The sequence below is a fragment of the Rhodococcus sp. 5G237 genome (assembly GCF_053764735.1).
In genome coordinates, this window is sequence record NZ_JBSNCD010000010.1 from 110,871 (window position 1) to 129,363 (window position 18,493).

The 18,493-nt window shown below is 65.7% G+C and carries 15 protein-coding genes; 6 read left to right on the forward strand and 9 right to left on the reverse strand.

All coding sequences use genetic code 11. The features are described 5' to 3' along the window. Positions 1 to 123: 123 nt before the first annotated feature. From ACWPOC_RS22060 to ACWPOC_RS22080, 5 genes are read left to right on the forward strand one after another with little or no spacing between them, the layout of a single operon-like run. A complete protein-coding gene (locus ACWPOC_RS22060) occupies positions 124 to 936 on the forward strand; it encodes an enoyl-CoA hydratase-related protein (protein WP_085469091.1) in 813 nt (270 codons plus the stop codon). Next, positions 933 to 2,090: an acyl-CoA dehydrogenase family protein gene (locus ACWPOC_RS22065; protein ID WP_085469176.1), complete on the forward strand. Its 1,158-nt coding sequence runs from the start codon at positions 933 to 935 to the stop codon at positions 2,088 to 2,090. The genes ACWPOC_RS22060 and ACWPOC_RS22065 overlap by 4 nt, the downstream gene beginning before the upstream one ends. Continuing rightward, entirely contained in the window at positions 2,087 to 3,187 is a 1,101-nt protein-coding gene (locus tag ACWPOC_RS22070; protein WP_085469092.1) for an acyl-CoA dehydrogenase family protein, read from the forward strand. Before ACWPOC_RS22065 ends, ACWPOC_RS22070 begins: the two co-directional genes overlap by 4 nt. Further along, positions 3,184 to 4,491: a CaiB/BaiF CoA transferase family protein gene (locus ACWPOC_RS22075; protein ID WP_120280225.1), complete on the forward strand. Its 1,308-nt coding sequence runs from the start codon at positions 3,184 to 3,186 to the stop codon at positions 4,489 to 4,491. The genes ACWPOC_RS22070 and ACWPOC_RS22075 overlap by 4 nt, the downstream gene beginning before the upstream one ends. Before the next feature lie 33 nt (positions 4,492 to 4,524). Further along, entirely contained in the window at positions 4,525 to 5,229 is a 705-nt protein-coding gene (locus ACWPOC_RS22080) for a GntR family transcriptional regulator (RefSeq protein WP_085469094.1), read from the forward strand. 66 nt (positions 5,230 to 5,295) lie between these two features. Here ACWPOC_RS22080 and ACWPOC_RS22085 read toward each other — a convergent pair whose 3' ends face one another. From ACWPOC_RS22085 to ACWPOC_RS22125, 9 genes are all read right to left on the reverse strand, one after another. Continuing rightward, complete coding sequence (locus ACWPOC_RS22085) at positions 5,296 to 6,591, reverse strand: NAD(P)/FAD-dependent oxidoreductase (RefSeq protein WP_455409334.1); 1,296 nt, start codon at positions 6,589 to 6,591, stop codon at positions 5,296 to 5,298. Continuing rightward, positions 6,578 to 6,898, reverse strand: a complete 321-nt coding sequence (locus ACWPOC_RS22090; protein ID WP_085469096.1) for a 2Fe-2S iron-sulfur cluster-binding protein — start codon at positions 6,896 to 6,898, stop codon at positions 6,578 to 6,580. Before ACWPOC_RS22090 ends, ACWPOC_RS22085 begins: the two co-directional genes overlap by 14 nt. 9 nt (positions 6,899 to 6,907) lie before the next feature. After that, positions 6,908 to 8,158 carry a cytochrome P450 gene (locus tag ACWPOC_RS22095; protein WP_455409335.1) on the reverse strand — a complete coding sequence of 417 codons (1,251 nt, stop codon included), beginning with the start codon at positions 8,156 to 8,158 and terminating at the stop codon, positions 6,908 to 6,910. A 40-nt stretch (positions 8,159 to 8,198) separates the two neighbouring features. Next, entirely contained in the window at positions 8,199 to 9,104 is a 906-nt protein-coding gene (locus ACWPOC_RS22100; RefSeq protein WP_455409336.1) for an SDR family NAD(P)-dependent oxidoreductase, read from the reverse strand. Between the two features lie 35 nt (positions 9,105 to 9,139). Then, positions 9,140 to 10,087, reverse strand: a complete 948-nt coding sequence (locus ACWPOC_RS22105; RefSeq protein ID WP_455409337.1) for an SMP-30/gluconolactonase/LRE family protein — start codon at positions 10,085 to 10,087, stop codon at positions 9,140 to 9,142. Positions 10,088 to 10,248: 161 nt separating this feature from the next. Then, entirely contained in the window at positions 10,249 to 11,061 is an 813-nt protein-coding gene (locus ACWPOC_RS22110; RefSeq protein ID WP_455409338.1) for an SDR family NAD(P)-dependent oxidoreductase, read from the reverse strand. A gap of 126 nt (positions 11,062 to 11,187) precedes the next feature. After that, positions 11,188 to 11,958 (reverse strand): ABC transporter ATP-binding protein, encoded by a 771-nt coding sequence (locus tag ACWPOC_RS22115; RefSeq protein WP_455409339.1) that lies wholly within the window; start codon positions 11,956 to 11,958, stop codon positions 11,188 to 11,190. Beyond that, on the reverse strand, positions 11,955 to 14,753 hold the full coding sequence (locus ACWPOC_RS22120; protein ID WP_455409340.1) for an ABC transporter permease subunit: 2,799 nt from the start codon (positions 14,751 to 14,753) through the stop codon (positions 11,955 to 11,957). The genes ACWPOC_RS22115 and ACWPOC_RS22120 overlap by 4 nt, the downstream gene beginning before the upstream one ends. Before the next feature lie 30 nt (positions 14,754 to 14,783). After that, the gene (locus ACWPOC_RS22125) at positions 14,784 to 16,028 is read right to left on the reverse strand and encodes an ABC transporter substrate-binding protein (protein WP_120280228.1); all 1,245 of its coding nucleotides are present in this window, start codon (positions 16,026 to 16,028) and stop codon (positions 14,784 to 14,786) included. 571 nt (positions 16,029 to 16,599) lie between these two features. Between ACWPOC_RS22125 and ACWPOC_RS22130 the strand changes: the two genes are divergently transcribed. Next, the gene (locus ACWPOC_RS22130) at positions 16,600 to 18,462 is read left to right on the forward strand and encodes a sensor histidine kinase (RefSeq protein WP_455409341.1); all 1,863 of its coding nucleotides are present in this window, start codon (positions 16,600 to 16,602) and stop codon (positions 18,460 to 18,462) included. Positions 18,463 to 18,493 lie beyond the last annotated feature (31 nt).

An 18,493-nucleotide genomic window follows, 5' to 3' on the forward strand; every position in this document is an offset into this window, starting at 1 on the left:
GGTACTCCTTCCCGTCGACAAGATTCGACGAATCGTGGTGTGGCCCAGTGCACAACAGTCGACCATTTTTTGTCAACAGATATTGGATCCAATAAACGCTGCGTATCTGTTAGGGTCTCCCGCATGACCCAGATCTCACCCGATTCGGACCTGGGCGCAGGCCCGGCCGAACCGATTCTCTGCTCCGTCGCAGACGGCGTCGCCCGCCTGACCCTGAACAATCCGCGCCGCAAGAATGCGATCACCCTGGAGATGGCCGCCGAGATCGCAGCCTTCTGCGACCGGGTCGAATCCGACACGGCCATCGGCGCCGTGGTGATCGACGCCCGCGGCAGCTATTTCTGCAGCGGTGCCGACACTCGCGACCTCGCATCCTCGTCTGCGGATCCGGCATCTCCCGAAGCAGTGCAACGCACATCGGCGGTCTACAACGCCTTCGTGCGGATCGGATCGCTACCGGTACCGACGATCGCCGTCGTGGTCGGCGGCGCTGTCGGGGCAGGCCTGAACCTCGCCATGGCCGCCGACATCATGGTGGTCACGCCCGACACCGTCCTCGACAGCGGTTTCTCCGCCCGGAGCATCCATCCCGGTGGTGGCCACATCTCCCTGCTGGGACGCGCGATGGGCTGGTCGGGGGCGATCGCACTCGCCGCATGCGGCCAGTCCCTGAACGGGTCCGAAGCCGTGGCGCGAGGACTCGCTTACACCGCGGTGGCCGCCGAAGACATACCGGGCACCGTCGAGGAGTTGACCCGCACGGCCGCCGCCGATCCCGAACTGACCCGACGCATCATGACGAGCGCACGCCTCGAATTGGGACCGCCCGCCGTGAGCTGGGAATCGGCGCTGGAGATCGAACGCGGCGTACAGATGTGGTCGATGGCCCGCAAGGGCCGGGCATCGTGGTCGTCGCGAGGACCGAGCCGCTCATGACCGTCACGGGGACCGAGCACCTCGACGGGATCGAATCCGGGTTCGAGCACCTGCGTACCGAAGTACGAGCCTTCCTGTCCCACGAGAGCGCCACAGGCGGGTTCGTACCGGACACCGACAGCTGGATGACCGGATTCGACCCCGGCTTCAGCGCTCGCGTGGCCGGACGAGGCTGGCTGGGCATGACCATTCCCACGGAGTACGGCGGACACGGACGCAGCCCACTCGAGCGCTTCGTCGTCAGCGAGGAGATGCTTGCGCACGGCGCTCCCGTCGCGGCGCACTGGATCGCCGACCGCCAGATGGCTCCGAGCATCCTCGCCAACGGCTCCGAGGAGCAGAAGCGACGATATCTCCCGGGAATCGCCTCGGGACGTTCGTTCTTCGCGATCGGCATGAGCGAACCCGACGCAGGATCGGATCTGGCCGCGGTGCGCACCCGCGCCGTGGACAACGGCGATTCGTGGACGATCACCGGAACCAAGGTCTGGACGACCGGAGCCCACCTCGCGCATGCCATGGTGGTGCTCGCCCGTACCGACGGACAACCGGGTGACCGCCACAGCGGTCTGTCCCAGTTCGTCGTCGACCTTCCCCACCCCGACATCGAGATCCGCCCCTTGCGGAGTATCGACGGACAGGCACATTTCAACGAGGTCGTCTTCCACGGCGCGCAGGTGCCTGCGGCGGCCCTGCTCGGCAAGCGTGGAAACGGCTGGGCACAGGTCATGGGCGAACTCGCCTTCGAACGATCCGGTCCCGAGCGCTATCTGAGCACGATGCCCCTGCTGCGCGCATGGGCAGCGCACCTCGCGGCGACCGGGGCCACGCCCGGACAGCGACAGACGCTGGGCACTCTCACAGCACGAGCCTGGGCATTACGCCGGATGTCCTTGCGGGTTGCGGCCGAGCTCACGGCCGGCCGTAAGCCGGACGTACTCGCAGCGATGGTCAAGGATGTCGGGTCGACCTTCGAGGGCGATCTGGTGGAAGCCGTGCGAGCCTCGAGCGCCCTCGTCGCCCGGCGCGGTGGAGCCGATTCGCTCGCGCGCATGCTGGCCCACAGCGTTCTGCACACACCCGTGTTCACCCTCAGGGGTGGTACCAACGAAATTCTGCGCGGGATCGTCGCGCGCGGATTGGGGGTTCGATGAGCGAGTTCACCACCGAGCTGGCGGAGACCACCGCGGCGATCATCGAGCACGTGGGTGTCGATCCGGAGACGCCGGCCGAAGGCATGTCCGGCGCCCTCTGGACGCACCTTGCGGACGGCGGCTTCGTCACCGTCGGCGTACCGGAAGCTGCCGGTGGGGGTGGCGCGGCACTCGGCGACGCACTCGCAGTCGTGACGACCGCAGCGCGGCACGGCGCACTGGTGCCCCTCGTCGAGCACGGCATCCTCGCAGCCTGGCTCGCTGCCACAGCGGGGCACGTGCTGACCTCCGAGATCGCGACCGTGGCAGAAGGTGATGCGCACTGTTCGATCCACCGTCACGGCGACACCCTGCTGTTCGACGGCGCGGTGACAGGCGTGCCCTACGCGGCCGACGCCGACACCCTCGTCGTGATCCTCCCCCCGGAACCCGGCGCGGACGGTTCCTCGGTCGCCGTCGTGGCCATGTCCGGGAGCGGCGCCGAGATCTCGGCCGAAACCGACCTGACCGGTGTGTCCTACGCCGACATCGTCTTCCGGGATGCACCCGTCGCATTCCACGGGAGTTCACCGGTTTCCCTCACCGGATTCCTGCACCGTGGCGCTCTGGCCTACGCGGCCTCCACGGCGGCTGCGGCCGCGGCAGTACGGGATCACACCGTCCGCTACGCGTCCGAGCGCACCCAATTCGGACGCCCGCTCGCGAAATTCCAAGCCGTTCAGCAACAACTCGCGCAGCTCGCCGCCCGGACCACGATGATGGAGATCGCCGTCGACTCCGCGATCGCCACGTACGCCGACCCGGAGATCGGCCGGCTCACGACAGCAGCCGCGAAGGTGGTGACCGCGATGTCCGCGCACTCCGTCGCTGCTGCCGGCCATCAGATCCACGGTGCCATCGGCACGACCTCCGAACACAGCCTCGGCCGTTTCACCACCGCGTTGTGGAGCTGGCGCGACCGATTCGGCTCCGAACAGTTCTGGGCAGAAGACCTGGCGCGCCGCATCCTCGACGACGGCATCGACGTGTGGGATGTCGTCACCGGAACACGATCAGAGCACGACACCGCACCGACAACGCACAGGAGTCCGGCATGAACGTCTCCACTTCCCCAGGCCACACGTCCGCAGCGACGACCGTCGACGGCAGTTCGGTGATCGACGGTCGCGCCGCGTGGCGGGCGGCCGATCGGAACACCGGAATCGGCGCGCTCGCCGGACTCCGCGTACTCGATCTCAGCAGGGTCCTCGCCGGGCCGTATACCGCCCAGACTCTCGCCGACCACGGCGCCGAGGTGATCAAGGTGGAAGCACCGTCGGGCGACGAAACCCGCGGCTGGGGACCGCCTTTCGACGATTCGGGCGAGAGCAGCGCATACTATGCCGGTCTCAATCACAGCAAGGACAACATCTGTCTCGACCTCCGGACGGATGCGGGCCGTGAGGTGCTCTCGCATCTGCTGCGTGGCGCCGACGTGGTGATCGAGAACTTCAAGGCCGGCACGATGGCTCGTTGGGGGTTCGACTACGAGACCGTGCTCGCCGAGGAGAACCCCCGTCTGGTGTACTGCAGAGTGACCGGCTTCGGTGTCGACGGTCCGATGGGCGGACTACCCGGATACGACGCGGTGCTGCAATCCTTCGGTGGCTTGATGAGCGTCAACGGTTATCCCGACGGCAATCCCTTGCGTGTCGGAGTTCCGATCGTCGACATCGTGGCGTCCCACATGGCTGTCAGCGGTATTCTGCTCGCGCTCAGGGAACGGGACAGCAGCGGGCGCGGGCAGCTCGTGGACATCACCCTTCTCGACTCGGTGATCTCGCTCCTGCACCCCCACGCCTCGAACTGGGTTTCGAGCGGGAAGGTGCCTCAGCGCACCGGCGACTACCACCCGACGGTCGTGCCGTACCAGGTGTTCGCCGCCCTCGACGGCGACTTCTTCGTCAGCGCGGCCAACGACCGGCAGTTCCGTTCCTTGGTCACCGTCCTGGGCAGACCGGACCTCGCCGATGATCCACGATTCGCCTCCAACGGCGTGCGTTCGCAGAACCGCGACGACCTCGCCGCTCTGCTCGGTGAACTCGTCGCCGGGTGGAAACGCGACGACCTTGCGGCCGAACTCGAACGCGCCGGTGTCGCCGCCAGCCCGGTCAACACCGTCGACCAGGCCCTGACCGCTCCCCAGACCGTTCACCGTGGGCTCTTCATCGACACCGTCGACTATCGTGGCCTGGGTGTGCCGATAAAGCTCGGACGAACCGCGACACGCACACCCCGGACAGCAGTTCCTCTCGGAACGGACACCGCGGCGGTGCTCCACTCGATGGGGTACAGCATGGAGGCCGTCGACGCGCTGCGCGCCGCGGGTGCGTTGGGGCGTTCACGACCGGGCCGGCCGTAAACGACTCGGAGCGAGACTGCAGGAAGGAACGAGGTGAGCCGACGATCGACGCGGGCGGGTGACAGCGCCGGAACCGGTCCTTCCCCGGCCGTTCGTGGCGCCGAATGGGTCGCAACCGAGATCGAGCGGCTGATCGTCACCGGCGACCTGCTGCCCGGCCAGCCGGTCCGGCAGGAACTGATGGCCGAACGTCTGGGAGTCAGCCGGCTCCCGATCCGGGAAGGACTCCGCCAGCTCGCCTCGCAGGGTCTCGTCGAACACCGTCGCAACGTCGGGTACACGGTCGTCAGGCTCGAACAGTCCGAGTTCGATCAGATCTATCTGATGCGCCATGCGCTCGAGCGGGAGGTATTGGCGTCCCTTCCCGTGTTCGACGCCGACGCGCTCGCCGAGATCCGTATGCTGGGCGAGCGCGTCGCGGAGGCGGCGGAACGCGGGGATCTGCTCGAGATGCGCCTGGCGAACCAGGACTTCCACTTCGCGATGTTCGACCGTTCCCCGCTGGGTCTGGTCGTGTCGGAGATCCGCCGATTGTGGCGCCTCGCGATGCCGTATCACGCGGCCTATCTCTTCGATGCCGAGGTACGACGACGCGTGATAGCAGAACACGATGCCATGATCGACGCGCTTGCCGATCACGACAACGAGCGCCTGATCGCGTTGATGAACGAGCATCGGCGCGGTGGCGAAGCGGGGACGAACATGCTGCTGCGGAACACCACTCGCGAGGGCTCGTAACTCGCGTCTTCCACACATGACAACCGGCCCGGCGCGTATGCTCACCGGGCCGGCTCGTCGGTCACCTCATGCCGAACGGACGGCGCTCAACAGCTTCTTCAACGGAACCGTCTCGTCCGCGAACAGTTCTCGGGACGGGCGGTACCCGCGCGCGAGCGCCGACCGCAATGCGACGAAGTCGGCGGGCGCATTGACGCACTCGGCAGCGAGCAGTTGGTCGTCCTCGAAATAGAGCGTGACGCGGCGACGCGGTTTGCTCGGATCGGTACGGACCACCACCTCCGTGTGCCCATCGATCCTCCCGGCGATCTGGATCTTCCACGATCCCTGGTCGGACCAGAACCACGGCACCGGCCGGGCCGGCACCTCCCGTCCGAGCAGCGTGGCGGCCGCCGTGTCGGCCTGCGTGCACGCGTTGTCGACGGATTCCAGACGCACCCGCGCTCCCCCGCCCGTCTCCTGCACGGTGCAGTCGCCGATGGCGAGGATGTGCCCGTCCGAGGTCGCACAACGTTCGTCCACCACGATGCCACGGTCACAGGCGAGTCCGAGCTGCTCGGCGAGTTCGGTGCGTGGCTCCGCACCGATACCCACGAGCACTGTCGCTGCGGCGATCTCGCGACCGTCGTCGAGACGGACCGCACGTACCCGGTCACCGTCGAGTGCGATCTCGACGGGTTTCGCATCGAGGATGACGTCCACACCCATCTCGCGGTGCGCCGCGAGCAGGAACTCGGCCGTTCCTGGTCCGACCGCACGGCCCATCAACTGCCGGCCCGCCTCCACGACCGTGACAGCGACATCCAGTCCCCGGAGTGTGGCGGCGACCTCGAGACCGACGAAACCACCTCCGATGACCACCACCGACCCGGCGGCAACACGGTCCGCCAGCCGCTGCGCATGGTCGAGTTCACGCAGCACCAGGACATCCGGATGATCGGAACCCGGAATGTCCGATCGCCGCGCCCGAGCGCCGGTGGCGAGCACGAGTCGATCGAACGTGCGCGTCTCGACGGACCCATCGGATCGCTGGAGATGCAGCGCGACGCCGTCGCCGTCATGCTCGACCCGCTGAACCGTCGTCCCCAGAAGCATTTCGATCTCGTTGTCCGAGTAGTGCTCCGCGGCGCGCAGCACCAGCTGGTCCGGCGTCGACTCCCCCTTCAGCCACGCCTTCGACAGCGGCGGCCTGTGGTAGGGCGGGTGCGTCTCGTCGCCGATCAACGTCAGAGGCCCGGTGTACCCACCGAGCCTGAGTCGATCGGCCAGTTGCACCGCCGCGTGCGAGGCGCCGACGACCACCACACTGCGTGGCAGTCCGTCGGCGCCTTCCCCGTGTCCGGTCATCTCACGCCTGCTCATCCGGAATCGTCACGTGCAGATCGACACCCTCGCTGAGAATCAGCTGGCACGACAGCCGCGACGAGTCCTCGCGATCGCTGGCGGTGCAGTCCAGCATGTCGTCCTCGTCCTCCGAAGGAGCATCGAAATGCTGTTGGTCCTCCGCAGCGAGGTAGACATGGCAGGTCGCGCACGAGAGCGACCCACCGCACTGCCCCACGATTCCGGCCACACCGTTACGGACGGCAGTCGACATCACGGAATCGCCGGCCACACCGTCGATCACGCGTTCCGTTCCGTCGGGCTGGACATAGAAGACTTTGGGCATGTCGAATCCCTACCAGGTGACCGGGAGAACGGTGATGGGCTGTGTGAGGTTGTCGTCGTCCACCACAGCCTCACCCGCGAGCCTGAGATCCGGCAATCTCTTGAACAGTTCGCTGATCGCGACCTGCATCTCCATTCGTGCCAGTGGCGCTCCGAGGCAGTGATGCAAACCGTAGCTCAGTGTGAGATGCGGATTGTCCTTCCGACGCACGTCGAAGGTACCGGGGTCTGCGACCGCGACCGCGTCGTGATTGACCGAAGCGGGATCCACGAGCACCGCTTCGCCCTCGGCGATGACCTGGCCGTCGATCTCCACGTCCTCGGTGGCCACGAACGGAACCAGCCCACCGCCTCCCGCTACCGTGTCGTAGATGGCCATCCGGCCGTTGCGAAGGATCTCCTCGACTGCGGTGGGTGCCACGGCGTCGACATCCTCGAGAAGAACCGCCAGCTGGTCGGGGTTCTTCAGGAGCGACAGGACCCCGGAACAGATGAAGTTCGCCGTGTTGTCGAATCCTGCCACGATCAGGATCATCGCGATGGGCAGGATTTCGCCGTCGGTGAGCGAATCGTCCTTGTCCGGCGCGTTGGCCAGATCGCTGAGGAGATCCTCCCGGGGATTCTTGCGCCGGTCTTCGATCAGCGCGGTCAGATACATGAAGAGCTCGGTCATGTTCTGCACGACCTCGTCCTCGGGCATGTTCGCCACCGCGAGCGTGGCGGCACTCCACTTCTGGAACTTCGGTCGGTCCTCCGGCGGAACGCCCAGCAGGTTGGACAGCATCTGGATCGGCAATGCCACGGCGTAGTCGTTCACCAGATTCGCCGAGTTACCCTTGGCCACCATGGCGTCGATGAGCTCGTTCGCGAACTCGACCGCCGATTCCCGCATGGCGCGCACACGCTTCGGGGAGATCGACTTCTGTACGAGCTTGCGGAGCTTGGTGTGGTGCGGCGGATCCTCGAACTGGATCGTGGACTTCAGGAAGTCCGGGAACTCCACGAAGTAGGGCACGGCCCGCTCACCGGTCCGGAATGGCTTCCGAACGAACCGGGGATCGCTGAGCATGTCTCGCGCTGCAGCGTTCCGATGGATGACCCAGACGTCGCCACCGATCGGCATCGTCATCTTGGTCATGGGCCGCTCGGCCGAGATGGCGACATATCGCTGGACGGCGTCCTGCGGCGGGACGGCCGCGAACGGGTAGGAAGTGTCGACTACCTGATCGGTGGGAGTCGTGGAGGTTTCCGTTGAGCTCACTGTAATTCTCCTGGGGCTGAACCGATGTCGTGAGTCTTGCTCAGGACGAGGCGGGAACTTCCGCCGGGGCGACGACCTGTGGCACGGCATCGGCGGTGATTGCCATGATGTCCTCGAACCGCTCGGCCACGGTCTCCACCGTCAAGCCGGGGTCGTGAATACCTACGGTGTTGACCAGAGCGAGACGATTGACGATGCCGCCGGCGACGTTGAACACCTCACCGGTGACGGTGCAGTCCGGATGGACGAGATATGCCGCGACGGGCGCAACGTGCTCGGGACGCAACTGCGTGCGCATGTACTCCATCACCTCGGGCGACAGAGTGTCCGCCGAGGCCTCGGCCATCCTCGTACCCGCGCCGGGAGCGATGGCGTTGACCTTCACTCCCGATGCCAGGCCTTCGACCGCCAGGTTGCGGGTGAGACCGAACAGCGCGCCCTTCGATCCGCCGTAGTGCGACATGTCGGGATTGCCCAGCATGGCCTGGGAAATGGTGTTGACCACGCGGCCGGCCGGCGACTTCAGCAGGTGCGGCCACGCCGCGCGGCACAACCGGAGCGCACCGAAGTAGTGGACGTCGAGATGTCGCTGGTACTCCTCGTACGGAACCTCGTCGAACCGCCCGGTACGAACGATTCCTGCGTTGTTGATGACGGCGTCGAGACGACCGAATTCCGACACAGCGATGTCGACGAGAGCGTTGGCTCCGTCCTCCGTGGCGACGTCGGCGGCACATGCGACGGCACGTCCACCCGCCGCGGTGATCGCCGCGACGACCTCCGCTGCCGGGTCGTCTCCCTCGATCCCGGAGCCGTCGATCGTGGCACCGAGATCACCGACGACCACGGCGGCACCACGCGCGGCCAGCAGTTCGGCGTGAGCGCGGCCGATTCCACGACCTGCTCCGGTGATGACGACCACGCGGTCGTTGAAATCCAATGTCATGACTTGTCCTCGAATGTGGTGGGAAGTGATCGGGGTCAGGGACGGGTTTCGCCGCCGCTCACGGAAACGTCTGCAACCCAGATGGTTCCCAGCGCTTCTCGTGCGGACTTCTCGAAGTCGAAAACCTCGACACCGACGGTCATGTAGAGCGTGGTGCGGTCGGGACCACCGAGCAGGCACGCAGAAGCGACGCCGTTCTCGAGCGGGACCGGAACGGCATCCGTCATGCCGTCCTCGGTGAAACGGGCCACGTAACCGCTGCCGGGCATCGCCGCCCACACGCCGCCCTCGGCGTCGAGTCCGATCCCGTCAGGAAGGAACGGGCAGGCGGCGAACGGACGAGGATTGGACAGTGAGCCGTCCGCCGCACGATCGATGACCGTCAGCCTCTGCGCCGTCACCTCTGCAGTGAAGACCTTCGTTCCGTCAGCACTGATTGCGATGCCGTTGGCGCACATGAGCGGTCCGACCTCATCGGCGGTGGACACGGTCCCGTCGGGCTCGACGACGATGATCGGGGACGCCACCGGCTCGGCACCGGCGAACAGGTCGAATCCGAGCTGGGTGACGTATGCGCGGCCCTCCGCATCGACGACCATGTCGTTGATGGGGGCCGGCGCGAGTGCGGAGACATCGGCGAGTACCTCGAGGTCGTCGGGTCCCTTCCCGCCGTGGACGAGGACGAGCTTCTCACGCATGGAGGTGACGATCAGCCGGCCGTCCGGGAGCCATCCGAAACCGCCGAGGTGGATCGGAACGTCGGTCCCTGCACGACGGCCCGACGCGTCCACGACGACCGTTGCGTTGCCGTCGGCGTCGAGGGTTTTCAGTGTCGAGGTGTACATGTCGGTGAACCAGAGGGCGCCGTCGTGCCAGCGCGGGCACTCGGGCCACGAGAACCCGCTCGCGATCTTGCGGGGTTCGACGATGCGCGCCTTCGCCTCTGCGACAGCGGCGGCGGTGTCGGCAACTACGTTGGTCATGTCGTGCCTTCCAGTGAGAGGGACCGGGCGCAAGGTGTCCACGGTGGTTCTGCCAACGTGACGAGAACGACCCACAGGGCCGTGAACTACGTCACAACTGCGTTCATGAGGGACCCTAGGTCCCGGAAAATCGCCTGTACGGGGTGCATCCCGCTGAGCGGTCAGCTTCCTTCCGGGTGCGTCCGGAGCACATTCTTCATCTGCCTGGCGACGAGATTCGTCGTCCACCGGGGCACGAGACGGACGAGTCGATCGAGGACGTTCGCGTCCTGGCCGATGACCACGCGGAAGCTGCCCTTCTCCATCCCGGAGACGATCAGCTCCGCCGTCCGCTCGGGCGTCGTCGCACGCACCTTACGACCACCCGCGTCGATCATCTTCACGCCCGAGTTGCCGCTGAGATTCGTACTGATGTTGCCCGGGAAAACCGTCGTGACCACCACACCGGTATCCGAGAGTTCCTGGTACAGGCCCTCGCTGAACTGTTTGACCGCCCCCTTGGAGGCGCTGTAAACCGTCTGTCCGGCGAACGGGACGAGACCGGACAGGCTGGCGATGTTCACCAGCGAGGCCTCCGGTCGCTGCCGGAGCTCGGGCACGAACGCCAGGCACATGTTGACGACACCCCAGAGATTGACCTGCAGAACACGTTCGATCTCGCTCCGCTCGAGCTCGAGAACCGGGACGAACCGGTGGATGACGCCGGCAATGTTGACGAGGCCGTCGATCCGTCCGTGTTCGGCGAGGACGGCTGCGGGCAACGCATCCACCGCCACCCGATCCGTGACGTCCACGACGTGCAGCGAGACCTGTGCGCCCCGGTCACCGGCGAGCACCTGCGTTTCGCGCAACCACTCCCCTTTCAGATCGACGAGCGCGACCCTGGCTCCCCGCTCGAGCAACGTCAACGCTGTCTGTCGTCCGATACCGTTGCCGGCTCCCGTGACGACGACGACCTTCCCGTCCAACCGCATGCGACACCTTTCCCTGTCCGGTGGCGCACCGCGCGACACCACCCGTCTCTTCGTCTACCGGCCAGACGTCCTCGGATGTTCGGAGCCGACCGCACAGCGGGAGACCGAATGTGGTTCGTCTTCGGATCACGTGTCCGCGGTGGTCCGGCTCTCCTTGCCGTTGTGCTGCACGGAGCCGTTGTGCTGCACGGACCCCAGGTAGGCATGTTCGATCCGGCCGGGATCCGCCGCGAGAGTCGCTGCTGCCTCCGACAGCACCACCGACCCGTGCACCAGTACGGCGGCACGGTCGGCGACGTCGAGCGCAAGGCGCACGTGCTGTTCGACGAGAAGCACGGACATCTCCCGCTCCTGCACCAACCTCCGTAGCACCGAAAGGATCTCGTCGACGATCACGGGTGCGAGGCCCATACTCAGTTCGTCGATCAACAGAACCTTGGGTTGCTGGAGAATCGCCCGGGCGATGGCCAGCATCTGCTGCTCGCCACCCGACAGGCGACCCGCCGCCACACGGAGCCGCTTTTCCAACGCGGGAAAATACTCGAGCATCTCGTCGACGGCGCCGGAACGGCGACGGCGCTCGTGTACTGCGAGCCGGACATTGTCGATCGTGCTCAGTTCCCGGAAGAGTGCCCGGTCGTCGGGGACGAGCACCATTCCCGAACGCACGGCGTCACGTGGCCGGCCCGGAACCACATCGAGTCCGTCCACGACCACGTCGCCGCTGAACCGGGGTATCAACCCGGCGAGGGAGAGCAACAACGTGGTCTTGCCGGCCCCGTTCGGTCCGAGCAGGCAGGTGATCGTCCCCTTCTCCACTCGCAGGTCGACGTCCCGGACACAGGGACGCTGCGGCAGGTAACCCGTCGAGAGATTCCGAATCGTCAGTCCGCTCACGAGAGCGCCTCCTGGGGATCATGGGTCGGTGCGGCTGCCGACTCGGGAATCGCGTCGTGCCCGGGAGCCGCCGGATCCGGGGAGAGGCCGAGATACGCGCTGATCACAGCTTCGTCGGATCGGACTTCCTCCGGTGTACCGCACGCAATCACCCGCCCCAGATCCAGGACGACGACGCGGTCGCAGATCGTGAGGACGAGTTCCATATCGTGATCGACGAGCAGGATCGACGTACCGGCGTCGCGAGCGGCGCGAAGCCGGTCACCGAGCCAGCGGCTCTCGGAGCTGTCGAGGCCTGCGGCCGGTTCGTCGAGCAGTGCCACTTTCGGCGACGAGACCAGCACGCGCGCCACCGACACCAACTGGCGCCTGCCCTGGGACAGGGTCGACACCTCGGCGTCCGCGACCTCTCCGAGACCCACCGTGTCGAGGACGGTACGCACTCGCTCCGAGACCGCTACCGCGGAGGACTCGTGTCCTCTCGCCGCACCGACGGTCACGTTCTCGACGACCGACAGGTCGTCGTACAGTTCGACATCCTGGAAACTGCGGCCGAGCCCTCTCCGGCTGAGACGGTAGGGCCGCAGGTCGCTGACGTCCTTCCCGTCCAGGAGGACGGCACCGGTCGCCGGCGCGAACCCGGTGACGGCGTCGATGACGGTGGTCTTTCCCGCGCCGTTCGGGCCGATGAGCCCCACGATCTCTCCGGCACGGACCTCGAAGGAAACCCCGGACACCGCGTGCACTGCGCCGTATTTCACATCGAGGTTCTGCACCGACAGGGGCGGGGCACCCGTCTTCGACGTCGGCACCTGCGCGGCCACCGGTTCGACCTCGCGGGTGTCCGCTGTTCCGTCGAGGGACGTCTTCCGTCTCGACGGCCAGGGGATCCGTGGCAACTTCCCGGCGATACCGTCCGGATTGACCATGATCGTGACGATGAGCAGAATTCCGCTGATCACCGCGTAGTAGTCACCGATGTGCAGGAATCGGTCGACGAGCAGGAACAACAGTCCACCCGGCGCTATGATCCCGGCCGACACGGCACCCGTGATCGACGTGATGCCGGCGATGTACATGATCGCGAACAGGGTGATTCCGAGGAACACCGTGAACGGTTCCGGTGTCGCCAGCGTCTGTTGATACGCCATGAGGGATCCGGCGAGTCCGGCAAGAAAGGCACCGATGGCGAATGCCGCCAGCTTGGTGCGGGGGACGTCGATTCCGGATGCCGCGGCAGACCGCTCGTTCGCTCGGACCGCGAGCATGTCGGTCCCCAGGCGACTGCGTCGCAGCCATGCCACCCCGAGCGCCGCTGCGACGAGCACCGCCAGACACATCAGGGCGAAGGCGAGTCGTGGATAGCCCTCCCCCGCACCGATCCCCAGATCGATTCCGAGCAACCGCGGGCTGTCGACGGGGGCTCCCGCGACACCGCCGTTGAGTTGCGGATTCCGGAACCAGAATGCTTCCAGGAAGACCGCCAGCGCCAGCGTGACCACCGTGAGGGGCAGACCGCGCACCCGGAGAGCCGGCAGCCCGATCACGATGCCGATCACCATTGCGAACAGCGCACCGATGAGCGGCGCGAACGGGAACGGGATCCCGAGATGCGTGTTGAGGACACTGATCGAGTAGGCACCCACTCCCGCGAGCGTGAGTTGCGCCAGCGACACCTGCCCCGTATAGCCGGTGACCACCACCTGGGACAGTGCGATCACGGCGAAGATGATGCTGCTGATGATCGCGGCGCGATAACTACCTCCGGTGACGAGCAGCGCGACGACGGCGATCGCGACGGCCACGAGCGCGGGAGCGAGGATCCGCTCGGGACGAGGCGCGTGGCCGAGTCTTTGACGGACGATACTGCCGCGATCGGGCAGCGGTCGTCCTTTGAAGACGAGGAAGACGAGGATCAGCAACAGCGGGATGGCCTCGGCCGCACCCGCACGCGGGAACCAGTCGAAGGTGGCCTGCAGGTTCGTGGTCTCCGCTTGCAGTGCCCCGATCACGATTCCCGCAACCACGGTCAGCCAGATCGACCGGAAGTTCCCGACGAGGGTCGCGGCAAGGGCGGGAACGATGAACATCGAGTACGCGACAGGATTCAGGGCCACGATCGGCGCTATGAGGATGCCGCCGAGGCCGGCCACCACGGACGACAGCGCCCAGTTGCTGAACGCGATCCGATCCGGCGAAAGGCCCGTCAGGTAGGCGCCCTTCTCCGACTCGGCCGCAGCCTCCGTCGCGATCCCGAAGCGACTGAACCGGAACACCAGTGTGGCCACCAGAGCTATCGCGATGATCGTGGCAGCCAGCCAGATCCGGTCGGTCGGCGCCTGCCGGGCACCGATGGTGATGCTGTCGAGAGCGAAGATCGGTTCCACAGCTACGATCTCGGTTCCAACACGCAGGGCGATCAATGCCTGCAGCACGATCATCAGACCGATGGACGCCACGGCCTTGGCGATCACCGGTGCGTCACGAAGCGGCCGGAAGATCAGTGCATAGAAGACCAGGCCGAGCAGCGCCGCAATCGCGAGCGACAGGGCCATCGCCGGGGCGACCCCGAGCGGTCCACCGAGGTCGACCGTTCGGGGCAGTCCCGGGATCGGGACCATCAGCTCACCCGTACGCAACAACGCATAGGTGTAGGCGGTGTAGAGGGCCACGGCACCGGTGGCGAAGTTGACGACGCCGGAACTCTTGAACGTCATCACGAGTGCCAGCCCGATTGCTGCGTACACGGCTCCGTTGCCGAGACCCAGTACGAGATAGGCGAGATGGTCGGTCATGTTGTGTCCTTGTGGGATTCGGCCGGTCCGTCAGCCCGTGACCGTGAGATCGACGGGGATACCCTGATCGTCGATCTCACCGATCAGCATCTGCGACGAGCAGATCGACGGCATCATCGGGAATGCGGTTCCGTTGCAGGTGAAGGTGATTCCACCGCCTGCAGGCATCTCGACGTTCTCGCTGGTGCGAAGCGCTTCACGGATGGACGCCGCGTCGACCTCACCGGCGATGCCGTCCGTTGCACCGGCAAGAGCCATCACCGTCTGGTAGCCGGTCGAGCCGTAACCCGTGGGGGAAAGATCGGGGGCGTACTCCGCGAGGATCGAGCGGAACAACACGGTGTCCGGCCGATCCGACAGCGCGTCGGTCGCGGTGATTCCGATATTGCCCTTCACGTTGTCGATGCCGATGGCCTTGACCACGTTCTCGTCCAGACAGGTGGGGATCAGCACCTTCTTCACGGTCGGCGCCGTCGTCTGCACTGCCTTCAGCACCGAAGTGCAGGTGGCGGCATCACCGATGAAGCTGACGCCTTCGGGGTTGTTCGCCAGCCCCGAAGTGACGACAGGGGTCGGATCCGGGATGCCCAGAGCGACGGGAACCACGTCGAGTCGAACTCCGAAGCCTTCGAAGATCGGCTTACCCATCTGGTCGATCATCGCCGCGATTCCGCCGCCGTCACTGGCGAACATGGTGAACGACGACATTCCTTCTCGCTGCGCCGCCGTAGCGGCTGCTGTGAGGGTTCCGGGCAGACCGGCGGAGAGCGATGCGACATCGGGCGACGTCAGCTCGATCGGCGCGACCCCGTTGAGCGTGACGTACGGGATGCCGGCTCCGATGACGATCGGAACGATCGCGGGCCCCATGGATGTGCCGGGCGACAGCACGGCTGCCACCTTCTGCTCGACGAACTGATTCGCACAGGCTGTCGCCGAGGTGGGTTCCTCCTGTTGCTTGCAGACGACGAGTTCGACGGGACGGCCCGCAAGTCCGCCACCGTTGTTGTTCAGGTACTCGACCGCAGCCTCGGCCCCCTCACGCATCTCCGGCAGTGATACCGCTGCACCGCCCTCCGTCGAGACGAACCCGATCTTCACCGGCTCGCCGCTCGCCGGGTCGCTCGGCAAGGCGGAGGTGGACGAAACTGCCGCCGCTGCATCATCTTGCGTTTCGTCACTTGCACATGCTGCGGTGCCGAACATTCCGGCGAGCATCAATGCGCTCACTCCCGCAACCGTCCGGAACTGTCGATTCCGACCGCTCGAATTCATAACGCGGACTCCTTCAAACGATGGTGAGGTCCGACTGGACGAGATGCCGGACACATATTTCCGACCCAGTGATCTGCATCACTTCCGACGTGGGCGCTGAATTATGTGCGCATGCCCGAGACCGGTGGACGGTGGCCTCCCGTTCAACGGGATGCCGCTCCGAGCGGACGTGAGCTCGGCCGAAGTGCGGGCTCGACCTTTGCCGGACACGCCTCGGGCCGCATGGGTGGCCACCGCGACCGGCACCGTTGCGGTCGTGCCGCAACGCATCGGCGTAGGCAGCCCGTTCCGACGGTCCGCTCAGCGGGAACTCGGGGTTCATTTCTCCGAATCCGGACGTCATCCTCCACGTCGGCGCCGTTCGGGCCGAGATCCGGAGCCGTGGAACGTATACGAGACCTCGCGATCGAGCCACTGCGAATCGTAGGAGCACTCTGCCCGGGCGTGAACCACCGCGGGTTCACGTGCCGGATGACATAGGAAAACGATGAATCGACAACGAAGACGACGACTACCGAGTTCCTCGAGGCTCTCGAACTGGAGGCTGGTACACAAACTCGCCGTTCTTCTCGTGATTCCCCTACTTGCCGCTGCTGCACTCGGCGCGCTACGAGCCGGGGCGAAACTCGACGAAGCCCGGCGCTTCGACACGCTGTCGGAACAGATCGCAGTGATTCCCGTACTCTTCGACTTCTCCTATGTCGTCATCGCTGCCTCCACTTCGATCAGTCTCGGATTACCCGCCATCGCCGATCAGGAGCAGATCGCCGAGTCGACCCGGAACCTCGATGGCCATGCCGATCCGGAAGTCCTCGGAGCTGCGATTGCCGGGAGTATCGCGCGACTCGTCGACGACGGACGCGCCCTCCACGAATCCGCATACAGTCGCAGCGTCTCAACGAAAGAACTCGAGCGGCTCACAGTCGATTTTCTGAGCCGATGCGAAGGGGTGTTTCGCGCGGTGCTCGACCTCGCCGAGAACACCGAGGTGCTGACCGCCGGAACCGACATGCTCAATGCATGGACAGCTCAAAGGACGCTCCTCGATCAGGCGAACGCGCTGGGGCTTCTCGTCGCCGACCCGGAGGCCGCACTCATCACTGCCCAGAGGGCCATGCATGTGGAGGAATCGACCCTGGGACTTCTTCGAGGAACTTCTCTCGACAACGGACGAATCGACGAGTTGCTCGGCAACCTGTCCCTCAGACAGAGGCAGCTCGCCGGGATGGTGTCCGATGGAAACTCCGAGACGGAACTCGAGGGGACGATGCTGGCGGCATTCACTCCTTACAAGGAGATGAACAACCGTGCAGTCGAGCAGATCACGTCGACGCTGGACCGGCTGACGTCGAACTCCCGCGCGGTAGCCATCAGGGACGCGGCTGTCGTCGCCGCCACCCTTACGATCGCGCTCGCCGTCGCCCTTGCCGTGGCCCGTGCCCTGTCCGTGCCACTCAGACGACTGCGCGACGGCACTCTTGCGTCCGCACACCACGAACTTCCCGCTGCCATCGAAGCGGTCAAGAACGGCGCCGATGTCGACACCGTGCGGCTCCATCCGATCGACGTGCATACGAGCGAGGAAATCGGCGAGGTTGCCCGGGCCGTCGATTCGATGAACTCCGAAGCGCTACGCCTGGCCGGCGAGCAAGCACATCTTCGGCGTCAGGTGGCGATCATGTTCGAGACGTTGGCTCGAAGGAACAAAACACTTGTAGACCGGCAATTGTCATTGATCGAGTCCTTGGAATACCAGGAAAAGGACCCCGCGAGGCTGCAGAGCCTGTTCTCGCTCGACCATCTCGCGGCACGAATCCGCCGGACCGGCGACTCTCTGCTCGTCCTTTCCGACTCGCGCCCGCAGACTCGTGCTGCGCCCACTCCACTCGGCGACATCCTTCGCGGCGCCGTCTCCCAGGTCGAGGACTACCAGCGTGTCCGCATCGGCAGGACACCGAGCGGCTATCTCGTCGGTGCCGCGGTCACCGACGTGGTTCATCTGCTCACCGAACTCGTCGACAACGCATTACGCGCATCGCAACCCCCATCATCGGTGAACTTCGAGTTCTCGGCCGCCGTCGGTGGGGGCCTTCTGCTCGAGATCGCGGATTCCGGTGTCGGGATACCACCGGACACTCTCGACGAGATCAACGCTCGCCTCACTGCCGGTGACGATGCCGACGTCTCCGCTCCTCGCCGAATGGGCCTGTACGTCGTGGGGCGCCTCGCTGCACGCAACGGTATGAGCGTGCGACTACGGCCCACCTTCGATTTCGGTTCGAACGCCGGTATCACTGCGTCCGTGTATTTCCCGCCGGAACTTCTCGTCGAAGTGGAACACGACACTCCCACCCGGATGACGGAACGTCCCCGTCGACTGCACCTGCCCGACGGATGGGCACGACATCTCGACGAGTCGGAGACCCTTCGGTAGAGCATTTCCATCGGACACAGGTGAACAGAGG

What these genes read in the sequence shown, in the direction of transcription:
- ACWPOC_RS22060 (WP_085469091.1), top strand. Translation starts at nt 124, where the DNA reads ATGACCCAGATCTCACCCGATTCGGACCTGGGCGCAGGCCCGGCCGAA.
- ACWPOC_RS22065 (WP_085469176.1), top strand. Translation starts at nt 933, where the DNA reads ATGACCGTCACGGGGACCGAGCACCTCGACGGGATCGAATCCGGGTTC.
- ACWPOC_RS22070 (WP_085469092.1), top strand. Translation starts at nt 2,087, where the DNA reads ATGAGCGAGTTCACCACCGAGCTGGCGGAGACCACCGCGGCGATCATC.
- ACWPOC_RS22075 (WP_120280225.1), top strand. Translation starts at nt 3,184, where the DNA reads ATGAACGTCTCCACTTCCCCAGGCCACACGTCCGCAGCGACGACCGTC.
- ACWPOC_RS22085 (WP_455409334.1), bottom strand. Translation starts at nt 6,591, where the DNA reads ATGAGCAGGCGTGAGATGACCGGACACGGGGAAGGCGCCGACGGACTG.
- ACWPOC_RS22090 (WP_085469096.1), bottom strand. Translation starts at nt 6,898, where the DNA reads ATGCCCAAAGTCTTCTATGTCCAGCCCGACGGAACGGAACGCGTGATC.
- ACWPOC_RS22100 (WP_455409336.1), bottom strand. Translation starts at nt 9,104, where the DNA reads ATGACATTGGATTTCAACGACCGCGTGGTCGTCATCACCGGAGCAGGT.
- ACWPOC_RS22105 (WP_455409337.1), bottom strand. Translation starts at nt 10,087, where the DNA reads ATGACCAACGTAGTTGCCGACACCGCCGCCGCTGTCGCAGAGGCGAAG.
- ACWPOC_RS22110 (WP_455409338.1), bottom strand. Translation starts at nt 11,061, where the DNA reads ATGCGGTTGGACGGGAAGGTCGTCGTCGTCACGGGAGCCGGCAACGGT.
- ACWPOC_RS22120 (WP_455409340.1), bottom strand. Translation starts at nt 14,753, where the DNA reads ATGACCGACCATCTCGCCTATCTCGTACTGGGTCTCGGCAACGGAGCC.
- ACWPOC_RS22125 (WP_120280228.1), bottom strand. Translation starts at nt 16,028, where the DNA reads ATGAATTCGAGCGGTCGGAATCGACAGTTCCGGACGGTTGCGGGAGTG.